Annotated in this window: 2 protein-coding genes; both read left to right on the top strand. The window is 43.6% G+C overall.

From position 1 onward, the window contains the following. The first annotated feature begins 356 nt into the window (after positions 1-356). Positions 357-521: a DUF4113 domain-containing protein gene (locus tag FH968_RS23420; protein ID WP_370451557.1), complete on the top strand. Its 165-nt coding sequence runs from the start codon at positions 357-359 to the stop codon at positions 519-521. Positions 522-975: 454 nt separating this feature from the next. Next, the gene (katG, locus tag FH968_RS23425; RefSeq protein WP_139883874.1) at positions 976-3189 is read left to right on the top strand and encodes a catalase/peroxidase HPI; all 2214 of its coding nucleotides are present in this window, start codon (positions 976-978) and stop codon (positions 3187-3189) included. Positions 3190-3429: the final 240 nt, after the last annotated feature.

Here is a 3429-nt window from a genome sequence, read left to right on the forward strand (position 1 = left end):
CGGGCAGGTCACTACCGGTGGTGTGCAGTATGAGGTGTATCAGCATGCAAGCTCGAATGCTGAACTGCTTATTCAGCACGGAGTGGAACTGCAACACGCCTGATAACTGAGTAATCTTCGCGTATTACTGCAAAACCCTGGTTACTGACCAGGTTTTTTTCATGTGATTTTAAATATATTAACTGTACTGATCTTCCGTAAGCGATGAGATGGTCTTTCCGCTCCTTACGGCTACATATATTTGCATCGTAAGTTAGCTTGCTTGAATCTATCCGTCGTCTGAATGGAGTTTCATTTCCACACCTGATAAACCGCTATAAAATATACGACTTCAGCAAGCCTTTCCGTTTTACCCTGTGTGCTGTAAAACCTCGCCCTTTGTCGATAAACTGAATCACACTGGTAATCAAGCCTGGTTTGCGGGGCAAGGAATAGCCAAAGACTGGAAAATAAAACGAGATATGTTGTCGCCAGCTTATGCAACTAACCGGAAGAAAACCCCAAAATTAATAATAAAATAAAAGATTGAGATTCAATATTTATTAAAGGCCGTGGGCGGTTAACCCCACGACCTTACTTACGCAGCCACTATATTCAGAGGAAAGAGCGGATCAGTTTCAGAAGCATAACATCACAAAAAAACAGTATGTTACACGACGTCGCTTTAATGCGACAGAACCATTGTAGTTGTACCAGAAAATCAATTTAATGCATTGCGCACCCTGTTTTATTAAAATGATTTATCGAAAATATAGAATCAACAAAAATATAATATAAATATCATCGAGCATGTAATTAAAAAACCACACTATTCAAGTTGTTATGAACAGACTGCTATATGAGCATAACAATAAATACCACCATATTAGACTATCCCTATCATTGCTATTGTCACAGCCGATTGTTCGCATTTTATATGAGGAATAACATCACTTACGGAATGAGTAACACTACACTTAACAAAAAGGATTGAGCATGAATATCAACGCTTCAAGATTTATTATAAGTTTACTTCCTCTGGCATTGTCTGTGAACTCTGCATTAGCTCAAACATTATCTTCGGATAATATCCGATGGTGGCCTGATGAATTAAACTTAGCTCCGCTGCGATCGCATGATATTGAATCCAACCCTTACGGGAAAACTTTTAATTATGCGAAACAGTTTAATAGTCTGGATCTGTCCGCAGTAAAAGCAGACCTAAAAAAAGCCCTAACAACCTCTCAGCCCTGGTGGCCTGCCGATTACGGTAACTACGGACCCTTTTTCATCCGAATGGCCTGGCATGGTTCAGGAACCTATCGCGTCTATGATGGCCGTGGAGGTATAGCCGGTGGGCAGCAACGATTTTCACCTTTAAATAGCTGGCCAGATAACGTAAATCTCGATAAAGCCCGACGTTTAATATGGCCTGTAAAGCAAAAATACGGGGCCAAAATATCTTGGGGTGATTTGATGGTTCTGGCGGGAAATGTCGCCATGGAATCCATGGGGTTTAAAACGTTAGGTTTCGCAGGCGGCCGTGAAGACGACTGGCAATCTGATTTGGTTTATTGGGGAACGAGTCCAAAGCCGTTATCAAATAATCGGGATAAAAATGGAAAGCTTGATAAGCCTCTGGCAGCAACGCAAATGGGTTTAATCTATGTTAATCCGGAAGGGCCTGGCGGAAAACCAGATCCGCTTGCTGCTGCAAAAGATATCCGTGATGCCTTCGGAAGAATGGCAATGAATGATGAAGAAACGGTTGCTTTAATCGCAGGCGGACATACCTTTGGGAAAGCTCATGGTGCCGCAGCGCCTGATAAATGCGTCGGCCCTGTTCCAGACAAGTCTGATTTAGCACAACAAGGCCTAGGTTGGGCAAATAAATGTGGCTCAGGAAAAGGAAAAGATACCATTAGCAGCGGCCTTGAAGGTGCCTGGTCTACCGATCCAACACATTTTACTTTGCAGTATTTCAGAAACCTCTATGCGTATGATTGGGTACTAACGAAAAGCCCTGCAGGTGCATGGCAGTGGAATCCCAAAGATGCAGAAAATATCGTGCCTGATGCAACAGATCCAAATAAACACCATCCTCTGATGATGTTCACCACGGATATTGCACTTAAAATGGATCCTGAATACCGAAAAATCTCAATGCGATATAAAGATCACCCGGAAGAATTTAAGCAGGCTTTCGCTCAAGCCTGGTTTAAGTTAACTCACCGAGATATGGGCCCGAAATCCCGTTATTTAGGAAATGAGATCCCGAAAGAGGATTTCGTCTGGCAGGACCCGCTGCCAGTTGCACGCTATGCAATGATTGATAATAACGATATCTCTTCGTTGAAAAAAAACATCCTGAATGCCTCTTTATCCGATAGTGCTCTTATCAAAACAGCATGGGCCTCAGCCTCCACTTTCCGTATCACAGATTACCGCGGAGGAGATAATGGTGCCCGCATTCGCTTACTGCCGCAGAAAAACTGGGAAGTGAATGATCCAAAGGAATTAAAAAACACCCTGGCAACCCTGGAGAAAATACAGAATGAATTTAACAATAAAAGCACCGGAGGAAAGAAAGTCTCACTTGCTGACCTGATTGTATTAGGTGGAGATGCAGCTATTGAGGATGCAGCAAAGAAAGCAGGCTTTATCCTGAGTTTGCCCTTTACGGCAGGCAGAACAGACGCATCTCAGGAACAAACGGATATCCACTCCTTCTCTGCGCTTGAGCCAACAGCGGATGGGTTCCGAAACTACTATGACAACGCTCAAAGCACCCGCTCACCGTTGGAATTACTGGTAGACCGCGCAGATAAACTTGATCTGACTGTGCCTGAAATGACTGTTTTAGTTGGAGGATTACGTGTTCTTGATGCGAATGCCGGACATTCTGAAGTCGGCGTTTTGACCAAAACCACGGGATTACTTAATAACGCGTTTTTCGTGAACCTCTTGGATATGTCTACTGAATGGAAAAAGTCTTCAAAAACTGAAGGCATCTATGAGGGATACGAACGTCAGACAGGTAAACTACAGTGGACAGCCAGTCCTGTTGATTTAGTGTTCGGTTCAAATGCTGAATTGCGCGCTGTTGCCGAAGTTTATGCTTCAAATGATGGCCAGGATAAATTTGTGCAGGACTTTGCAAGGGCGTGGGTAAAAGTGATGAATCTGGATCGGTTTGATCTTAAAAAATAACAGAACTGTGGAAGTATTCAATTTATGCCAACATCGCGTCCGGTAACGATATTGTTGCCGGATGCGATAACACAGTTTTGGCCAACCTTTATATTACAAACATCACTATTTAACAAAAAAGACAGAGGCATGTCCACTGTAGGGCGCACTGCGTTCATTGACATCCTCCCCGCCCTAAAGAGCGAGGATTCCTACAGCGTTCAGACCGGAGTCTGACTCGCCTCGGTGGGTTCCTGCTTC

Origin of the sequence: Buttiauxella sp. B2, assembly GCF_006376615.1 — a bacterium.
GTDB lineage: Bacteria > Pseudomonadota > Gammaproteobacteria > Enterobacterales > Enterobacteriaceae > Buttiauxella.